General features: G+C 68.6%; 15 protein-coding genes. 11 read left to right on the top strand and 4 right to left on the bottom strand.

The window, feature by feature from the left end:
- Positions 1–174: 174 nt before the first annotated feature.
- From dnaE to ACFQ4H_RS04250, 6 genes are all read left to right on the top strand, one after another.
- Complete coding sequence (gene dnaE / locus ACFQ4H_RS04275; protein WP_377567164.1) at positions 175–3,711, top strand: DNA polymerase III subunit alpha; 3,537 nt, start codon at positions 175–177, stop codon at positions 3,709–3,711.
- A gap of 83 nt (positions 3,712–3,794) precedes the next feature.
- Positions 3,795–6,584 carry a cation-translocating P-type ATPase gene (locus ACFQ4H_RS04270; protein ID WP_377567162.1) on the top strand — a complete coding sequence of 930 codons (2,790 nt, stop codon included), beginning with the start codon at positions 3,795–3,797 and terminating at the stop codon, positions 6,582–6,584.
- 34 nt (positions 6,585–6,618) lie between these two features.
- The gene (locus tag ACFQ4H_RS04265) at positions 6,619–6,960 is read left to right on the top strand and encodes an ArsR/SmtB family transcription factor (protein ID WP_377567160.1); all 342 of its coding nucleotides are present in this window, start codon (positions 6,619–6,621) and stop codon (positions 6,958–6,960) included.
- The gene (locus tag ACFQ4H_RS04260; protein ID WP_377567158.1) at positions 6,960–7,694 is read left to right on the top strand and encodes a cation transporter; all 735 of its coding nucleotides are present in this window, start codon (positions 6,960–6,962) and stop codon (positions 7,692–7,694) included. Before ACFQ4H_RS04265 ends, ACFQ4H_RS04260 begins: the two co-directional genes overlap by 1 nt.
- Positions 7,691–8,053 (top strand): DUF3703 domain-containing protein, encoded by a 363-nt coding sequence (locus ACFQ4H_RS04255; protein ID WP_377567156.1) that lies wholly within the window; start codon positions 7,691–7,693, stop codon positions 8,051–8,053. Before ACFQ4H_RS04260 ends, ACFQ4H_RS04255 begins: the two co-directional genes overlap by 4 nt.
- A gap of 121 nt (positions 8,054–8,174) precedes the next feature.
- A complete protein-coding gene (locus ACFQ4H_RS04250; protein WP_377567154.1) occupies positions 8,175–8,555 on the top strand; it encodes a VOC family protein in 381 nt (126 codons plus the stop codon).
- A gap of 68 nt (positions 8,556–8,623) precedes the next feature.
- Here ACFQ4H_RS04250 and ACFQ4H_RS04245 read toward each other — a convergent pair whose 3' ends face one another.
- Positions 8,624–9,730 (bottom strand): SDR family NAD(P)-dependent oxidoreductase, encoded by a 1,107-nt coding sequence (locus ACFQ4H_RS04245; RefSeq protein ID WP_377567339.1) that lies wholly within the window; start codon positions 9,728–9,730, stop codon positions 8,624–8,626.
- Entirely contained in the window at positions 9,730–10,251 is a 522-nt protein-coding gene (locus ACFQ4H_RS04240; RefSeq protein ID WP_377567152.1) for a pyridoxamine 5'-phosphate oxidase family protein, read from the bottom strand. Before ACFQ4H_RS04240 ends, ACFQ4H_RS04245 begins: the two co-directional genes overlap by 1 nt.
- Positions 10,252–10,363: 112 nt before the next feature.
- On the opposite strand from ACFQ4H_RS04240, the gene ACFQ4H_RS04235 reads away from it, so the two are divergent.
- From ACFQ4H_RS04235 to ACFQ4H_RS04225, 3 genes are read left to right on the top strand one after another with little or no spacing between them, the layout of a single operon-like run.
- Entirely contained in the window at positions 10,364–11,026 is a 663-nt protein-coding gene (locus ACFQ4H_RS04235; RefSeq protein ID WP_377567150.1) for a hypothetical protein, read from the top strand.
- Positions 11,004–11,687 (top strand): HIT family protein, encoded by a 684-nt coding sequence (locus tag ACFQ4H_RS04230; RefSeq protein WP_377567148.1) that lies wholly within the window; start codon positions 11,004–11,006, stop codon positions 11,685–11,687. Before ACFQ4H_RS04235 ends, ACFQ4H_RS04230 begins: the two co-directional genes overlap by 23 nt.
- A gap of 50 nt (positions 11,688–11,737) precedes the next feature.
- Positions 11,738–12,166, top strand: coding sequence for an ASCH domain-containing protein (locus tag ACFQ4H_RS04225; protein WP_377567146.1), 429 nt, complete (start codon positions 11,738–11,740; stop codon positions 12,164–12,166).
- A 29-nt stretch (positions 12,167–12,195) separates the two neighbouring features.
- On the opposite strand, the gene ACFQ4H_RS04220 is transcribed toward ACFQ4H_RS04225, so the two are convergent.
- Positions 12,196–12,444 carry a hypothetical protein gene (locus ACFQ4H_RS04220; RefSeq protein WP_377567144.1) on the bottom strand — a complete coding sequence of 83 codons (249 nt, stop codon included), beginning with the start codon at positions 12,442–12,444 and terminating at the stop codon, positions 12,196–12,198.
- A 192-nt stretch (positions 12,445–12,636) separates the two neighbouring features.
- On the opposite strand from ACFQ4H_RS04220, the gene ACFQ4H_RS04215 reads away from it, so the two are divergent.
- A complete protein-coding gene (locus tag ACFQ4H_RS04215; RefSeq protein ID WP_377567142.1) occupies positions 12,637–13,281 on the top strand; it encodes a response regulator transcription factor in 645 nt (214 codons plus the stop codon).
- A gap of 16 nt (positions 13,282–13,297) precedes the next feature.
- Here ACFQ4H_RS04215 and ACFQ4H_RS04210 read toward each other — a convergent pair whose 3' ends face one another.
- Positions 13,298–14,176, bottom strand: coding sequence for a phosphotransferase family protein (locus ACFQ4H_RS04210; protein ID WP_377567140.1), 879 nt, complete (start codon positions 14,174–14,176; stop codon positions 13,298–13,300).
- An 82-nt stretch (positions 14,177–14,258) separates the two neighbouring features.
- Between ACFQ4H_RS04210 and ACFQ4H_RS04205 the strand changes: the two genes are divergently transcribed.
- Positions 14,259–16,877, top strand: coding sequence for a hypothetical protein (locus ACFQ4H_RS04205; protein ID WP_377567138.1), 2,619 nt, complete (start codon positions 14,259–14,261; stop codon positions 16,875–16,877).
- Positions 16,878–16,901: the final 24 nt, after the last annotated feature.

Raw genomic sequence — 16,901 nt, 5'->3', positions numbered from 1 at the left:
GACGTGCCGTCGAGCAGGTCGGCGTACGCCTGCGGGGGCAGCAGTACGGCGGGCCGTACCCGGTCGAAAACTGGTGCGTCTCACAACACGGCGGGTCTCTCCAGCCCGACGAGCTAGTGGCTATAGGCTCGTCTGGAGCCATGTTCGATCTTGCGGGGCGAGGGGGAGTCGGGCGTGCCTGACCAGGTCGTACATCTACACACCCACACCGAGTACTCGATGCTCGACGGGGCCGCCCAGCACAAACCCCTGTTCGCCGAAGCCGCCCGGCTCGGCCAGACCGCGCTGGCGATGACCGACCACGGCAACATGTTCGGCGCGTACAGCTTCTACAACGCGGCGAAGGACTCCGGGGTGAAGCCGATCCTCGGGATCGAGGCGTACCTCGCGCCGGGCGACCGGACGTTCAAAAAGCCGGTCTTCTGGGGTACGCCGGAGCAGCGCCGCGACGACCTGGCCGGTGGCGGTGCCTACACCCACATGACCATGTGGGCCGCCAACTCCACCGGTCTGCGCAACCTGTTCAAGCTCTCCACCGATGCCAGCCTCACCGGTTACTACCGCAAGCCCCGGATGGACCGGGACCTGATCGCCGAGCACTCCGAGGGCGTCATCGCCACCACCGGCTGCCCCTCCGGCGAGGTACAGACCCGGCTGCGGCTGGGGCAGTTCGACGAGGCCCTGAAGGCCGCCAGCGCCTACCAGGACATCTTCGGTAAGGAGAACTTCTTCCTGGAGGTCATGGATCACGGCCTCGACATCGAGCGCCGGATCCGCGAGGACCTCCTCGAGATCGGCCGCAAGCTGAACATCCCACCGGTGGCCACCAACGACTCCCACTACGTGACGCGGGACGAGGCCCGCCGCCACGAGGTGCTGTTGTGTGTGCAGTCCGGGTCGACGATGAACGACCCGAACCGGTTCAAGTTCGACGGCGACACCTACTACCTCCAGGCCGCCGAGGAAATGCGTACGACCTGGGACAACGTGCTCCCCGGGGCCTGTGACAACACGCTGCTCATCGCCGAACGGGTGGAGTCCTACGCCGAGGTGTTCGACCTCGTCGACCGGATGCCCGTCTTCGACGTACCCGAAGGGCACACCCAGGAGAGCTGGCTACGTCACGAGACCGCCACCGGCCTGCGGCGTCGATTCCCGGACGGCGTTCCGGACGGCTACCAGGAGCGACTCGACTACGAGCTGGGCGTCATCACCGAGAAGGGCTTCCCCGCCTACTTCCTCGTCGTCGGTGACCTGGTCAGCCACGCCCGCGAGATCGGTATCCGGGTCGGTCCGGGTCGTGGGTCCGCCGCCGGCAGCCTCGTCGCCTATGTCCTCGGCATCACCAACATCGACCCCATCGCGAACGGTCTGCTGTTCGAGCGGTTCCTGAACCCGGAACGTGCCTCGATGCCCGACATCGACATCGACTTCGACGACCGCCGGCGCGGCGAGATGGTCCGCTACGCCACCGAGAAGTACGGCGCGGACCGGGTCGCGCAGGTCATCACCTACGGCACGATCAAGGCGAAGGCCGCGATCAAGGACGCGACCCGGGTGCTCGGCTTCCCGTACGCGTTGGGTGACCGGATCACCAAGGCCATGCCGCCGGCCGTGCTGGGCTCCGACATCCCGCTCAAGGGCATCGTCGACCCCAACCACCCCCGCTACAAGGAAGCCACCGAGATCCGGAAGCTGATCGAGGAGGAGTCCGAGATCAGCACCGTGTTCGAGACCGCCCGGGGCCTGGAGGGGCTGATCCGGCAGGCCGGTGTGCACGCCTGCGCGGTGATCCTGTCCAGCTCACCCCTGGTGGAGAGCGTGCCGCTGTGGGCCCGGGAGGACGGGTCGATCATCACCGGCTGGGACTACCCGTCGTGTGAGGCCGTCGGCCTGCTGAAGATGGACTTCCTCGGGCTGCGGAACCTGACCGTCATGGGCGACGCGATCGACAACGTCCGTGCGAACCGGGGTCTGGACATCGACCTCGACCGGCTGACCACCGACGACCCCACGACCTACGAGTTGCTGGCCCGGGGCGGCACCCTGGGGGTGTTCCAGCTCGACGGCGGGCCGATGCGGGAACTTCTGCGCCGGATGCGGCCCACCACGTTCGAGGACATCATCGCGGTCGGTGCCCTCTACCGACCCGGTCCGATGGGTGTCAACGCCCACAACGACTACGCCGACCGGAAGAACGGCCGCCAGGAGATCAAGTCGATCCACCCGGAGCTGGAGGAGCCGCTGCAGGACATCCTGGCCGAGACGTACGGTCTGATCGTCTACCAAGAGCAGATCATGTTCATCGCCCAGAAGGTCGCCGGCTACACCATGGGCCGCGCAGACGTGCTCCGGAAGGCGATGGGTAAGAAGAAGCCGGAGGTGCTGGCCAAGGAGTTCGAGGGTTTCCGGGCCGGCATGCTGTCCATGGGCTTCTCCGACGAGGCTGTCCGGGCGCTGTGGGACACCATCCTCCCGTTCGCCGGCTACGCGTTCAACAAGTCGCACGCCGCCGCGTACGCGCTGGTGTCGTACTGGACGGCCTACCTGAAGGCCAACTACCCGGCCGAGTACATGGCCGCCCTCCTGACCTCCGTCGGGGACAACAAGGACAAGATGGCCGTCTACCTGGCCGAGTGCCGGGCGATGGGCATCAAGGTGCTCTCCCCCGACGTCAACGAGTCGAACCTGCGGTTCTCCGCCGTCGGCGAGGACATCCGCTTCGGCCTCGGCGGGGTACGCAACGTCGGTGCGAACGTGGTCGAGTCGATCGTCGCCACCCGCAAGGCGAAGGGCCGTTACGAGACGTTCCCCGACTTCCTCAGCAAGAGCGAGCTCACGGTCTGCAACAAGCGCGTCGTGGAATCACTGATCAAGGCGGGTGCGTTCGACTCGCTCAAACACACCCGGCGGGGGTTGTTCGAAGGACACGCCGACGCCATCGACGCGGTCGTACCGATCAAGCGGAAGGAGACCGAGGGCCAGTTCGACCTGTTCGGCGACGGGTTCAACAACGACCAGGCGGAGGGCATCACCGGCCTGGACTTCGCGATCAGTGATCAGGAGTGGCCACGACGGGAACTCCTGGCGCTCGAACGGGAAATGCTCGGCCTGTACGTGTCCAGCCACCCGCTGGCCGGGGCCGAACGGGTGCTGGCCCGCAACAGTGAGCATTCCACCGCGGTGGTGGCCGACAGCGAGCAACTGTCCGACGGGGCGACGGTGGCGCTCGCCGGGCTGCTCACCGGCACGCAACGCAGGATGACGAAGGCGGGGAAGGTCTGGGCGGTGGCCACCCTGGAGGACCTGAGCGGCTCGGTCGAGGTGCTGTTCTTCCCGAACACCTACGAACTGTTGGCCGATGCGATCGTCGAGGACGCGGTGGTCGCGATCAAGGGCCGGGTGAACCAGCGTGAGGACAGCCGCAACGTGGCCGTGACCGACATGGCCGTACTGGAGATCAGCGAGCACGAGTTGGCGGCCAACCCGCCGGTGGTGCTCACGATCCAGACCGAGAAGGTGACTCCCGCACTCGCCGAGGAACTGCACAACATCGTCGAGCGGCACGAGGGTCAGTCTCCGCTTCAGGTCCGGTTGCGCAGCCGGGGCGGAAAGGTGATCCGGTTGGCCCTGGGTGGGCACAGCGTGAGCCCGGACATCAACTTCCGGTCGGAGATCAAGGGTCTACTCGGGGCAGGCGCACTGGAGTGACCGGTCCCTGATCACCGCCGGCCGTACGGCAGGACTTCCGGTTCGACTGCGGTCGGTGTTCCCACCACAGAAGAATGGCGGACATGGGGGGCGCATTCGGGCTTGACGAGGACCCCTCGCTGCTCGACACCATGGAGCTCGCCGCTCGCCTCCGTACCGATCCGGATCGTGGACTCACGGCGGCGGAGGCAGCGGCCCGCCTGGGTGAATGGGGACCGAACGAGCTTGAGCCGCCGGCGCGGATGCCCGCGTGGCGCAAGCTTCTCGCCCAGTTCGCCGATCCGCTGGTCTACCTGTTGATCGGTGCCGTGGTGATCTCCACGGCGGCCTGGCTGGTGGAGGGTGCCCAGGGGCCACCGCTCGAGGCGTTGGTGATCGCCGTCATCCTCATCGCGAACGCGGTGCTCGGCTTCGTGCAGGAGGCTCGCGCCGAAGCCGCGGTGGCCGCGCTACAGCGAATGGCCACGCCGACCTCGACCGTGGTGCGCGACGGTACGACGATCGACGTTCCCGCTGCCGAGGTGGTGCCCGGCGACGTACTGCTCCTCGCCGAGGGTGAGGCGGTGAGCGCGGACGGGCGACTCGTCATGGCGGCATCGCTACAGGTGGCCGAGGCCACCCTGACCGGTGAGAGCGAGCCCTCCGTCAAGCAGACCGACCCGCTACCGGGTCCGGTCGGCCTCGGCGACCGGGTCAACATGGTGTTCAACGGAACGGGCGTGACCCGTGGGCGCGGCCGTGCACTGGTGACCGCCACCGGCATGGCCACCGAAATGGGCAAGATCGCCCGCCTGCTGGCCGAGACCGAGGAGGAACGTACCCCGCTGCAACGTGAGATCGTCCGGGTGGCCCGCCTGCTCGGCCGGGTCGTCATCGTGATCGCGCTCGTGGTGGTGGGTGCCATCCTCCTCACCGCGGACGTCAGGGGCACCGCCGAGATCCTCGATGTGCTCCTCATCGGCGTGTCGCTGGCCGTGGCCGCCGTACCGGAGGGTCTGCCCGCCATCCTCTCGGTCGTACTGGCGCTCGGTGTCCGGCGCATGGCCCAGCATCAGGCGATCCTCAAGAAACTGCCGTCGGTGGAGACGCTCGGCTCGGCCACGGTCATCTGCTCGGACAAGACGGGCACGCTCACCCGGAACGAGATGACGATCCGCCGGGTGGTGACCGCCTCCGGTGAGGTCGAGGTGACCGGTACCGGTTATCAGACCGACGGTGAGGTGGTCGTCCGCGGCCAGCCGACCGACGAGGGTGCCCTGTTGGACGAGGTGCGGGCCGTCCTCGGCGGCGGCAGTCTGGCCAACGACGCCAGCCTGACCCGGGAGGACGGAACATGGGCGGTACGCGGGGACCCGACCGAGGTGGCGTTCCTGGTAGCCGAGCGCAAGATGGGCGAGCTCAGCGCCGTACGGAGCAGCCGGTTCCATCGGGTGGGCGAGATCCCCTTCACGTCCGAACGCAAGCTGATGAGCAGCTTCGAGTCCGACTCGACGCGCGAGGGCCGGATCACCGTGGTGACGAAGGGGGCACCGGACGTGCTGCTGGCCCGGTGCACCCGCGAGCGGGTGGCCGGGCAGACACACCCGCTCACCGACGACCGCCGCCACCGCATCCTGACCGCGGTGGAGCAGTTGGCCGACGAGGCGTTGCGTCCGTTGGCCGTCGCCTATCGACCGATCGAGGCAAAGACGCTCCCGGCCGACGTGGAGCCACTCGAGCAGGACCTGGTGTACGCCGGGGTGGTCGGAATGATCGACCCGCCACGGGCCGAGACGCGTGACGCGGTCACCGAGGCCCAACGGGCCAGGGTCCGCGTGATGATGATTACCGGGGACCACCCCCGCACGGCCGCCCGGATCGCTGCCGAACTCGGCATCGTCCCCGCCGGGGAGCCTGCGGTGACCGGCGTGGAGCTGGACCGCCTGGACGACGAGAGCCTGCGCCAGACCACCCGGACCCGGTCCGTCTATGCCCGGGTGGCCCCCGAGCACAAGCTGCGACTGGTCGACGCCCTTCAGTCCGACGGCAACGTGGTGGCGATGACCGGTGACGGGGTGAACGACGCGCCCGCCTTGAAGACGGCCGACATCGGGATCGCCATGGGCCGTACGGGCACCGACGTCACCAAGGAAGCGGCGAAGATGATCCTCGCCGATGACAACTTCGCGACGATAATCCGGGCCATCCGGGAGGGTCGCGGAATCCTCGCCAACATCCGCTCGTTCCTCCGCTACCTGCTGTCCTCGAACATCGGCGAGGTGCTGACGATGCTCCTCGGGGTCCTGCTGGCCGGGGTCATCGGTCTCGACCGGGGCGAGGGCATCGCCGTGCCACTGCTCGCGACGCAGATCCTGTGGATCAATCTGCTCACCGACACGGGTCCGGCGCTGGCCATGGGTGTCGATCCGCCGCCCGCTGACACCATGCGCCGTCCTCCGCGCCGACCGGGCGACCAGATCATCGACGCCGGGATGCGGTGGGCGGTCGGTTTCATCGGGCTGATCATGGCCCTGGTGACCCTTCTGACGTTCGACATCCAACTGCCGGGCGGTCTGATCGACGGCACCTCGGACCTGACCGGGGCCCGCACCGCCGCCTTCACCACGCTGGTGCTGGCGCAACTGTTCAACTGCTTCAACGCTCGATCCGACCGGATCAGCGCCTTCCGGAACATGTTCACCAATCCACTGCTGTGGGCGGCGATCGTCGTTTCGTTGCTGCTCCAGGTGGCGGTCGTCTACGTACCGCTGCTCCAGGACGCCTTCGGCACGTCCCCGCTCGGAGCCGGCCAGTGGGTGCTGTGCACCGCCCTGGCAAGCGTCGTCCTCTGGGCTGAAGAGCTGAGGAAACTGGCCCTCCGCCGCCGTCGATGACAGTACATCCTTTGCTGTATACAGCGGATACTGTATGGTCGTCGCCGTGGAGACGACGACGTACGGGCAGGTGCTGGCCCGCTTCGGCCACGCCCTGTCCGATCCGATCCGGGCACGGCTGTTGCTGGCGCTACGGGACGGGCCCGGCTACCCGGCCGAACTGGCCGACCTGTTGGACACCACCCGGCAGAACCTGTCCAACCACCTGGCCTGCCTGCGGGGCTGCGGCCTGGTCGTCGCCGTGCCGCAGGGCCGGCGTACCAGGTACGAACTGGCCGACCCCCGGATCGGACACGCGCTGGGCGACCTGCTCGGTCTGGTCCTGGTGGTGGACCCGGCCGCCTGCCCGGACGCCGAACGGGACGGCTGTTGCTGATGAGCGCACCGTTGACACGACCGGATGCCACCGGACCTACGCTCGCCCGCCGTACGGCACTGACCCGGCGGATACGGCTACTGGTGGCCGCCACCATCACCTACAACGTCATCGAAGCGGTGGTGGCCATCACCGCTGGAACGATGGCCTCGTCGACCGCGCTGATCGGCTTCGGGCTGGACTCGGTGATCGAGGTGTCCTCGGCCGCCGCGTTGGCCTGGCAGTTCGCCGGCCGCGACCCGCAGGCCCGCGAGAAGGTGGCGCTGCGCATCATCGCGGTCTCGTTCTTCGCCCTGGCCGCCTACGTCACGGTGGAATCGGTACGCGCACTGTTCGGCGACGCCGAAGCGGCGCATTCCACGGTGGGCCTGACCCTGGCCGCGCTGTCGCTGGCCATCATGCCCGTGCTGTCGTACGCCCAGCGCCGGGCAGGCCGTGAACTGGGGTCACGCTCCGCCGTGGCCGACTCGAAACAGACCCTGCTGTGCACCTACCTGTCGGCGGTGCTACTGGTCGGGCTGGCGCTCAACAGCTTGTTCGGCTGGTCCTGGGCCGATCCGGTCGCCGCCCTGGTGATCGCCGCAGTGGCCGTCAAGGAGGGCCGGGAGGCATGGCGTGGGGATGCGTGCTGCGTCGTCCCGCTGGCCCCGTCGGCCGCCGCCGGTGCCGATGTGGCTTCCGATGCCTGCGGCTGTCAGCCGGGCTGTTCCTGCTGCCGTGGAGAAACCTCATGATCTTCCGTCGGATGCCCGTCGCCGTGCGGGCCGCATTCGACACCGAGATGCACGACGCCCGTACCGCCACCGACCCTGCGGCAGCGTGGCGGGCGGCCGAGCGCGCCCACATCCTGTCGCAGCCGTGGCCCTGGCCACACACGGTCGTGCACGGGGCGATGCTGCGGCGGGCGCTCGGCGAACGCGACGTCGGCGAGGCGATCGGCCAGGTCATCCGGCTGGCGCTGGCCGGGCCGGGATCGGCGACCGGGCGCTATCCGACCGGCAACACCGGTCGCGCCTCGGTGTCACTGACCCGGCCGATGCCGGTGCCGGACGACCTCGCCGCCGTACTGGCCACGGCGCAGATGGGACCGTGACGCGTTCGGCTCGCGGGGCAGGGCCAGCGGTAACGGGCAGGGGCAGCGGCGGGACGCGGTACGGGTCGATGGCTGGACATCGGCGCTGCCCACGTTCCTGTTCGACGGGTTAGCCTTGCTGGTGCCTCCGAAACTGACCATCACGGCGATAACGCTCGACTGTCCGGACCCCATGGCGCTGGCCCGGTTCTACCAGCAGGCCACGGGGCTCGAAGTCGCCGATGACTCCACAGACGACTTCGCCGGACTCGTCGTCAGGGACGGACTCTTCCTCGGCTTCCAGCGGGTCGACGACCACCGCCCGCCAACCTGGCCCGACCAGCGGGTACCGCAGCAGCTCCATCTCGACTTCGCCGTCGACGACCTCGACGAGGCCGAGGTCATGCTGCTGAAGCTCGGCGCCACCAGGGCCGCAGTCCAGCCGGGTGGCGAGCGGTGGCGGGTCTACATCGATCCGGCCGGGCACCCGTTCTGCCTGACCGGACGGCTGACCGGAGGCTGACCGGACGGCTGACCGGAGGCTGACCGGACGCTGGCCGGAGGCTGACCATCCACCGGGACACCAGGCGGTCAGGCGGTCACGTGGGCACTGTCGCCTCCGGTCACGGCGAACGAGGTGCCGCTGACCATCCGGGCGTCAGCCGAGGCCAGGAACACCACCACCGGCGCGACATCCTCCGGCTCGATCCACGGCAGCCGTAGCGGTGTCTTCGCCCGTAGCAGGTCGACAGCTGTCCTCTCGTCCTCGACCACGTCGCCGGACGGCGTACGCCCCGCCTCGCTGATCGTCTGGGCGTACCTGTCCTCGTGCCGGGTCAGGGCCGTATCGATCAGCCCGGGAACCAGGGCGTTGACCGTGATGCCGTGCCCACCCAGCTCCAACGCCGCAGACTTCATCAGCCCGATGATGCCCCACTTGGATGCCGAGTACGCGGCCCCGAACTTCATGCCATGCTGGCCCTGCGTCGAGGACGTCACGATGATCCGACCGCCGCCCCGCTCGACCAGCAACGGGGCGAAGGCCCGCAGGACGTTAGCCGTCCCGGTAAGGTTCACCTCGATCTGATCGTGCCAGTCGGCGTCCGCCATCTCCAACAGTGGCCTGAACGCCTGGATGCCGGCGTTGGCGAAGACGACGTCGAGCCCGCCCCACTCACGCTCGATCCGCTCCGCAACCCGACGGAGCTGGCCGATGTCCCGTTGGTCGGCAATCACGGACAGCCAACGCGTTCCCTCGGCCGACACCAGGCGCCCCGTCTCCGCCAGATCCTCGGGGGTGGCCGGTGCGAAGTCGAGGATGGAGCTCACCCTCGCGGCGATGTCGACTCCCACGACATCCGCACCCGCCCGCGCCAGGGCAACCGCTGCCGCGCGACCGATACCACGCGCCGCGCCGGTGACGACGGCGATACGGCCGGCAAGTACCTTCGGGGCCACGGTTCCCGGCGTCATCGTCGGCTCTCCCTTCCCGTGCCGTCCCGGGTCCCGGGCGTGGATCAGGGCTGTCTCCGCACCGGGGTCACGCCGGACCCGGGTCTGTCCGGTTGCCCTGCGCGGATCCCCGTCGAAGCGGACCGGAAACCTCGCCATGGCGACGTCGTGGGACAACTGCGCAGCTGGACCCCGGGATCCGTCTCCCCGGGGCGTAGCGACCGCCAGCACGAACTCGACCGCCATCACGAACTCGACCGTGACCAGAACTGCCGGGGTGCGAAGCCCTCCCGGCGGAGCCAGTGCTCGGTATAGACCACGCGGTCCACGACCACCCGGACCAGTGGTCCGCTGGGCGGGTCAGCCAGCGACCGGCCCCGCTCGACCGCGTCCGACTGCCAACGGTAGATCTCCATTCCGTCCGCGTGCTCGGGCGTACCGGGGAGCAGTACCTCAGCCGTACCGAAGAGCTGCGCGCCACGGGAGCTGGCCTGCCCCACCAGCGGTGCGAACAGCCCGATGGACACCCGCGGATCCCGCTCGATGTTGCGTAGCTTCGGCGTCCCGGCCTGACTGGTGAAGAACACGACCAGGTCACGGTGGTAGTACCGGACCGGCGTGGCCAACGGTCCGTCCCCGCCCATGGTCGCGAGTACGCACATGTTCTGCGAGGAGAGCAGGTTGAGAATTCGTTCCTCGAGCCGTTCCCGGGGAAGTCGTTTCCGGGGTGCCGGTCCGACCAGCCATGGATTCGCCACATTGACCATGACGAACCCTATCGTTGAAGATCACACGGTCGGCCCGGCACCCGACCACGACCTGAGGGTTGTTCGACGCTGTCACCATGGGCGGCAACTGCTGCCTCTCGTGGAGGGCGGAATGAAGAAGGAGCACCTCAAGCGCTACCAGCGGGGCAGCATCGTCCTGGACGACGAAACGGAACGTCCGTCCGGCAACGAGAACTGGATCGCCGGTGACCTGCTGGCCATGACGACCGACCAGTTGTCGACGGCAATGGAATATCTCCACAACGCAACCAACTGGGGACTGGTCCTCGTTTCCGGCTCACTGATCGCAATGGTCGCCTCGGGACTCTTTCCCAGTGAGGCAGCGCTGTACGTCGTTCTCATCGCCCTGGTCTTCTCGGTCCACTTCTTCACCCGATCCGCGAAGGGGTACATCAACGTCATCAGGTTCTCGTTGGTCCAACGGGTGATCCTGGACTGGAAGCTGTCCCTGAACGCCCTGTCGACGAACTCCTCGCCGATGGATGCGGTACGGAAGTACGTCGTCGAATGGCGCTTACCGCTGAAGCGGTCCGACGTGTTCGTGAAGATGCTCGTCGAGCTCGGTTACGGCTACCTGATCAGCCTCAGCCTCGCCCTGACCGGCTACCTGATGCTGGCCGTCCCCGTACACCCCAGGATGGTGGCCGCGCTGGCCCTCGCCGTACTGCTGGCCGCCACCGAACTGACGTTCTTCCTCAGGTCGCCCTATCTACGCAGGGTCGCTGCGAACGATGACGCCCGACGAGACCGGTAGCCCGGGCCGGGACGACCCGGACGGGTGTGCGTTGTGCGATGCGATGGCCACATCCCCGGACGCCCACATCCGGAGCATCTTCTCGCCAGCGGAGTATCCGTCCGAGGTCCTCCTTGAAACGCAGCGGTTCTGCGTCCTGCCGGACCTCGCGCCCATCGCGGTTGGACACGTGCTGATCGTACCCAGGATCCATCTGCGGGCACTGGCAACGCTGTCACCGGGAATGACGGAGGAACTGGAGGAACTCCGAAACGATGTCACTCGAATCCTGGTGGAGAAACTGGGCGGTCGCGTGACGCTCTTCGAACACGGAGTCTGTTCCGGCGTCAGCGCATGCGGCATCGACCACGCCCACCTGCATCTCGTCCCGCTACCCGACACCTGCCGCCTGACCGTCGACCCGACCTTCCCGGCGGAGGAGATCAGCAGCATCCGATCGGTCATCGAGATTGCCCCACGGCAGGACTACCTTCTGCTTTCCGACCGGAACAGGACGCACGTCTACTACCCCGCCACGGCGACAAGCCAGTACTTCCGCCGGTTGATATCCGAGGAACTCGGTCGGGACCACTGGCACTGGAGCGATCGACTGATCCTCGGCGACCGCCACGCGCTGAGGCGTGAACTACAGGCGGTAAGAAGGATCTTCGACCGGCGATGACGTCGGGTCGTCCGCCCTCGCGTCGGCGGGCTCCCGTACCCTCGGACGACATGGACCTCAACGACCTGCCGCCGGTCGAGTTCGCGTTCCCCGGGCCGTTGCGGGACCAGCTGGTGGCGGCGATCCTGGCCGGCACGAAGACCTCGACCTCCGGTCTGGTGCTGGAGTACGAGCGTGAGAACGATCCGCTGCCCCGAACTGGGCAGCGGTTCGCGGTCGTGGACTCCGAGGACCGGCGCGTCGCGGCGATCGAACTCACCGAGGTACGGGTGGTACGACTGGCCGACGTGGATCTACAGCACGCCATCGACGAGGGCGAGGGCTACGAGACCGTGGCGCAGTGGCGGGCCGGACATGAGCGGTTCTGGCACAGTACGGAGATGCGGGCGGAACTGGACGACCCCAGCTTCACCGTCGACGACGACACGCTGGTGCTGACCGAGCGCTTCCGACTGGTGCAGGCCACCGAAGACGCCTGACCGGCGCGACCGCCAGTCGGGTGGTCCGGTCACCGGTAGGTGTAGACGAGCGTCCTTCCGCCGCTGCACGCCCAGGCCGCCCAGCCCTCCTCCGCCGCCATGGCAGCACCCACCGCGGAGCATTCCTCGGCCGTGGCGAACGTGCCCCACACCTGCCAACCCGGCGGCCAGGCACCGTTGGTGGGGTCGACCCGCTGTCCGGTCAGGGTCATCGCTCCGGCAACGAGGGCCGCAGCCAACGCCGCCGTGGTGAAGACGCGGATGATGGTGGTACGCACTGAGTCCTCCCAGGGCCGGCTTTCCGAAGTTCAGCGGAGCTGAGCCTGACAGATAGATAGATCGTTGTCCATCATCTGTTGGGTGGACGCGTCGACCGGCGACGGGCGCCTGTACTCCGACTATGCGCAGCCTGTACCCGGGTCACCGTACGGTGTGGTGGACCGTCGAAAAGGACCATAAAAGGATTGATGATGACCATCACCGTCGTTGTCGTGGACGATGGTTCGTTGACCTTCCGGGGCGTCATCGACGTTCTCCGAGCGGCACCCGAGGTGACCGTGGTCGGCGTACTGCCCTACCTGGAGTCGGTGGCCGAACTGGGGGTCGCACCACGGGTCATCGTCACCAACACCTTCTGCGCGAAGTCGGTGGCCGACCTGCAGTCGCTCCACCACTCGACGCTGCTCGTCATGTCGCCGACGATCGACGTCGGCCAGGTACGCGCCGCGCTGCGCGCCGGCGTACGCGCCTACCTCGACTGGGACGTCGACCCGGCCACCCTGCTGAGGGCGGTCGTCGCCGCGGGGCGCGGCGACGTCTACCTCACCATGGCGGCCCGGGACGCCCTGCTGCCGGACCCCGGCCGCTGCCTCGGTGGTGGTCCCGGTCGCATCGACGTTCCGCCGGTCTCGCTGACCGCCCGCGAACGGGACGTGCTGCGACTCGTCGCGGAGGGGTTGACCCACAAACAGATCGCCAGCCGGCTCAGCCTCTCCAAGTCGACGGTCGACACCTATGCCCACCGGGTACGACAGAAGACCGGCGCGGCCAACAAGGCCGGCCTGACCCGGGTAGCGATGTCCTTCGCGGTCGAGGCCGAGGCCTACAGTTCCTGAGGCGGCGAAGCGTCGGCTACGCCGGGAACAGCCAGTCCAACGCCGCGAGGGACTTGTCGACGTACCGCTCCTGGTCCGTTTCGATGCCGTACAACAGATCCTCGAAGAGGTTGCACCTGGCGTAGAAGGTGGCCCGCTGGCACAGGGCCGCGACGTCGGCCCCGGTCCGATAGGCGACCAGGGCGGCACGGAGGGCAGCCGGGCCGAGGTCGCGGTAGACCAGCCCGAAGTCGTAGGCGGGATCGACGATGGCGGCATCGCTCCAGTCGATCACCCCGGTCACCGCGCCGGTGTCCGGATCGACGAGGACGTGCTCGATGCCCAGGTCACCGTGGGAGAACACCGCGGTGTCCGCGCGGTCCGGCGGTGCGGCGGCCAGGAAGGCCTCGACGGACCGGTGGTACGCCGCCGGTACGTGCGTGGCGACCGCCCGGTAGTTCTCCGCTGCCTCGCGTCGCCACTCCCCCAGCGGATGGTCGTCGGTGTCCACCAGACCGGCCAGCCGGTCGAGCGGCAACGAGTGCAACGCGGAGAGGAGTCCACCGAGCGCCGTGGCAACCGACTCGCCGTGACCGGAGCGCTGCTGGCGGGGAACCTCCAACAGCGGCAGGCCGGCAAGCCTGGTGTACGCCAGACAGCTCTGCGCCGGGTCCGCGAAGACCAGTACGGGGACGGGCAGCGGCGAGACCTCGCCGAGTACGGTCAGCAGCCGGGCTTCGTCGTCGACCCGGTCCGGATCGGGCTTCCGGCTGAACCGCACGACCAGTTCGCCGTTGACCTCGTACGCAGTGTTGTCCAGGCCAGCGCCGATCCGCACCACGGAGTCGACCGGGTAGTCGGGCAGGTGCCCGGCCACGACACCGAGTAGGTCTGCGACGCTGGGGTGGCTACCCATTCCCCGACCCTACCGGCCCCGTACCAGTCGGGGTCGGCAGTGGACGGTCGGGGCACTTTGCGTCTGCTTGCCAACATGAGGCATGGCCAGCGGACGCTCCGACGCGTACAAGAGATCCCCGGTACGTGGGACACCTGGACCGCTACCTCCCGGCGAACTCGCTGCCGCCACGGTCCCGGCCCCCTGGCTGACCAGCGACCTGCTCCGGCTACAGGCGACCGGCGGAAACGCACTGGTCGTCCAGTTGCTCCAGGGAACCCGGACCCCTGACCCGGCAGCACCGTCGGATGCCGGTCGACGCCCGACGGCGTACCAGCGATCGGTGGGTGGGCGGCCGGCCCATGCGCCGACCGTCCCGGTCCAGCGGGCGGGCGGCAGCGGGTTGGTGGTCGCCCGTGACCCCGAGGACGGTGCGGCACCCACGCCCGGAATTCCCGGCCGGTACGCCGGCATCGTCACGCCCAGCCTCAACGAGTCCGACCGGCGGATGCTGCACCAGGTCGCCGGTGGTGCCGACATCGTCGAGACGATCCAGCGGCGGGACGCGACCCGCCTGCAGATGGCCGAGATCGAACGGGCCATGGACACCGGCCGGGGCGACATGTCCGAGGGTACGGCCGTTCGCGACTACGAACGGTTGTCGAGCGTCGAACGCCAGCTCACCGGCCGCATCGACGCACAACTGGCCGAACTCGGGGTGGCCGACGAGAACGAGCTGCTTCGTCTCGTCAACGACCGCTTCCCGACCCGGTTCCTCGCCGAGGCCAAGCAGGTCGCGCTGGACATGCTCGGTCACAACGAGGCCGAGGCCCGGGGCGAGTTGGACCGCTACTCGGCCCAGGTGTGCTCGCCCGACGTCGACGGCCTGCTGGCTGCGGACCGGACGCTGGCCGAGCTGTACCCGACCTCGATCGAGCACTCCATCCGCGCGGCCGAGACAGCGTTGTCCAGGTACCAACCGAGCGCCGGCGTGCCGAGCGCCGAGGAACTCGCTGCGGCGATTCCGGCGAACGAGCAGTCCGTCATGGTCGACATCGCCAATCTCGACCGCAACCGCGCCCGGCTGGAACAGCAACGCAGCGTCTACAACGCCGCCCGGTACGCATACGGTCGCCAGTTTCCGATCCTGCTCAGCAGCGGCTACCGTCCCGGGACGTTCGCCGGGGCCCCGCCGGAGCAACTCGGCCGGCTGGTGGCCGAGCCGGTCACCGAGATACTCGAGAACATCGCCCGGGTCCGGGACGCGATCAACGACGACGAGCTCAAGGTCTGGAACATGCGCGACGTCCTGCGCATCACCGAGGAACGGCTCGGCGTACGCCACCCCGTTCTCCGGTCCGCCGTCGAGGCCCGGATCGCCTCGGTCCAGCGGGACGAGTCGTTCATGGCCTGGGTGACCGCCGCGCTGGCCATCAGCACCACGGTCCTGGCCGGGATGCTGTTCACCCCGGCGGCCGGGGCGGCGGTGGCGGCAGCCTGGGGTACGGCAGGACTACTCAGCTCCATCGACACGTACCTCAACGAGTCGGCCGCCGAGAACATCGCGCTGGACCCGGCGGTCGCGGATCTGTCACTCAACGAGCCGACGCTCACCTGGGTACTGATCGACGCGCTGTTCCTCGCCCTCGACCTGGGGACCGTCGCCCGTGCCCTGCGGCCGGCGGCGCGACTGCTGACCGCGACACCCAACGCCCTGGCGCTCCAGTCGTTCCGCCGCAGCGCGGTCACCCACTTCGGCGAGGACACCGCCGAGGCGTTGACCCGTCGGGCGGCCACGCGACACGGCATCGAAACGGCCGGGCTGCAGGTCGCCGAGCAGCAGTTGGCACAGGCCCGGCAGGTACTGGCCGGGCTCGACCTCTCCGACGACGCCATCGTCCGTGTCCTCGCCAAGGGCAGCGACGTCAACCAGCTCAAGGGACAGCTGTTCGAGGAGGTCATGCACGCCGATGTCGCCCGTCGACTGGCCTCGGGCGGCGCGGACGTACTCGGCGTGGCGGAAACCGCCGGGCTCGAACTGGTGCACGGCCATCGCATCACCGACCTGGCCGGTCGACAGTTGACCGATGGCATGATCGTGCGCCGGCTGGCGGACGGGTCGATGGAGATCGTCACGGTGCTCGAGGCAAAGGCGGGTCGCAGCGCCGCGCAGGGTCTGCGGACCACGAGCCACGGCATCGGCGATCCGGAGGAGTTCGCCCGGTTCATGATCGAGGAGAACCGGAGCGGCGTCGTACGCGCCCTGCGGGACGCCGGCCTGCCCGGGGAGGCCCAGCAGGTGGCTGCCGGGGGAAGGCAGTTGTCCGAGGCTGCCATCGAGGCCGTGACGGCCGACCGGAGGCTTCGGCGTGCGATAACCCAGGCTGAGCTCGGCGGTCAGGTACGCCGGGACGTCGAACGACTCTCGCCGAGCGTCGGCGATGGGGCCGAGGTCGCCGCGCATCTCGACGAGGTGCCGGCCCAGATCCTGGTCGACGGCGTCCCGACAACCGTACGCATCAGCCCGACCCGGACCCGTTTCGTCGGTGCCGTGCCGCAGGACGTGCCCATGGACGCCATCACCGGTTCGCTGCGCCGGGAGGGGTTCTCGTTCGAGCCGCTGGCGGTGGGCGAACGGGCCGCCGACCTGACCGCCCGGGCCGAACGTCTCGCCGAACAGGCCGCCTCGGCGGGGACGTCGGGCACGCCGCCGGCACCATAGTCGGCGTCACGGCGAATCCTGCCA

It is taken from the genome of Micromonospora sonneratiae (genome assembly GCF_042679305.1).
Classification (GTDB): Bacteria; Actinomycetota; Actinomycetes; order Mycobacteriales; family Micromonosporaceae; genus Micromonospora_H; species Micromonospora_H sonneratiae.
This window is presented reverse-complemented; position numbering and strand designations above follow the sequence as displayed.

Bases quoted from the DNA above. Each gene is read 5' to 3' on its own strand.
- ACFQ4H_RS04215 (WP_377567142.1), top strand. From the start codon at position 12,637: ATGACCATCACCGTCGTTGTCGTGGACGATGGTTCGTTGACCTTCCGG.
- ACFQ4H_RS04265 (WP_377567160.1), top strand. From the start codon at position 6,619: ATGGTCGTCGCCGTGGAGACGACGACGTACGGGCAGGTGCTGGCCCGC.
- ACFQ4H_RS04255 (WP_377567156.1), top strand. From the start codon at position 7,691: ATGATCTTCCGTCGGATGCCCGTCGCCGTGCGGGCCGCATTCGACACC.
- ACFQ4H_RS04205 (WP_377567138.1), top strand. From the start codon at position 14,259: ATGGCCAGCGGACGCTCCGACGCGTACAAGAGATCCCCGGTACGTGGG.
- ACFQ4H_RS04235 (WP_377567150.1), top strand. From the start codon at position 10,364: ATGAAGAAGGAGCACCTCAAGCGCTACCAGCGGGGCAGCATCGTCCTG.
- ACFQ4H_RS04240 (WP_377567152.1), bottom strand. From the start codon at position 10,251: ATGGTCAATGTGGCGAATCCATGGCTGGTCGGACCGGCACCCCGGAAA.
- ACFQ4H_RS04230 (WP_377567148.1), top strand. From the start codon at position 11,004: ATGACGCCCGACGAGACCGGTAGCCCGGGCCGGGACGACCCGGACGGG.
- ACFQ4H_RS04225 (WP_377567146.1), top strand. From the start codon at position 11,738: ATGGACCTCAACGACCTGCCGCCGGTCGAGTTCGCGTTCCCCGGGCCG.
- ACFQ4H_RS04260 (WP_377567158.1), top strand. From the start codon at position 6,960: ATGAGCGCACCGTTGACACGACCGGATGCCACCGGACCTACGCTCGCC.
- ACFQ4H_RS04270 (WP_377567162.1), top strand. From the start codon at position 3,795: ATGGGGGGCGCATTCGGGCTTGACGAGGACCCCTCGCTGCTCGACACC.
- ACFQ4H_RS04210 (WP_377567140.1), bottom strand. From the start codon at position 14,176: ATGGGTAGCCACCCCAGCGTCGCAGACCTACTCGGTGTCGTGGCCGGG.
- ACFQ4H_RS04245 (WP_377567339.1), bottom strand. From the start codon at position 9,730: ATGGCGGTCGAGTTCGTGCTGGCGGTCGCTACGCCCCGGGGAGACGGA.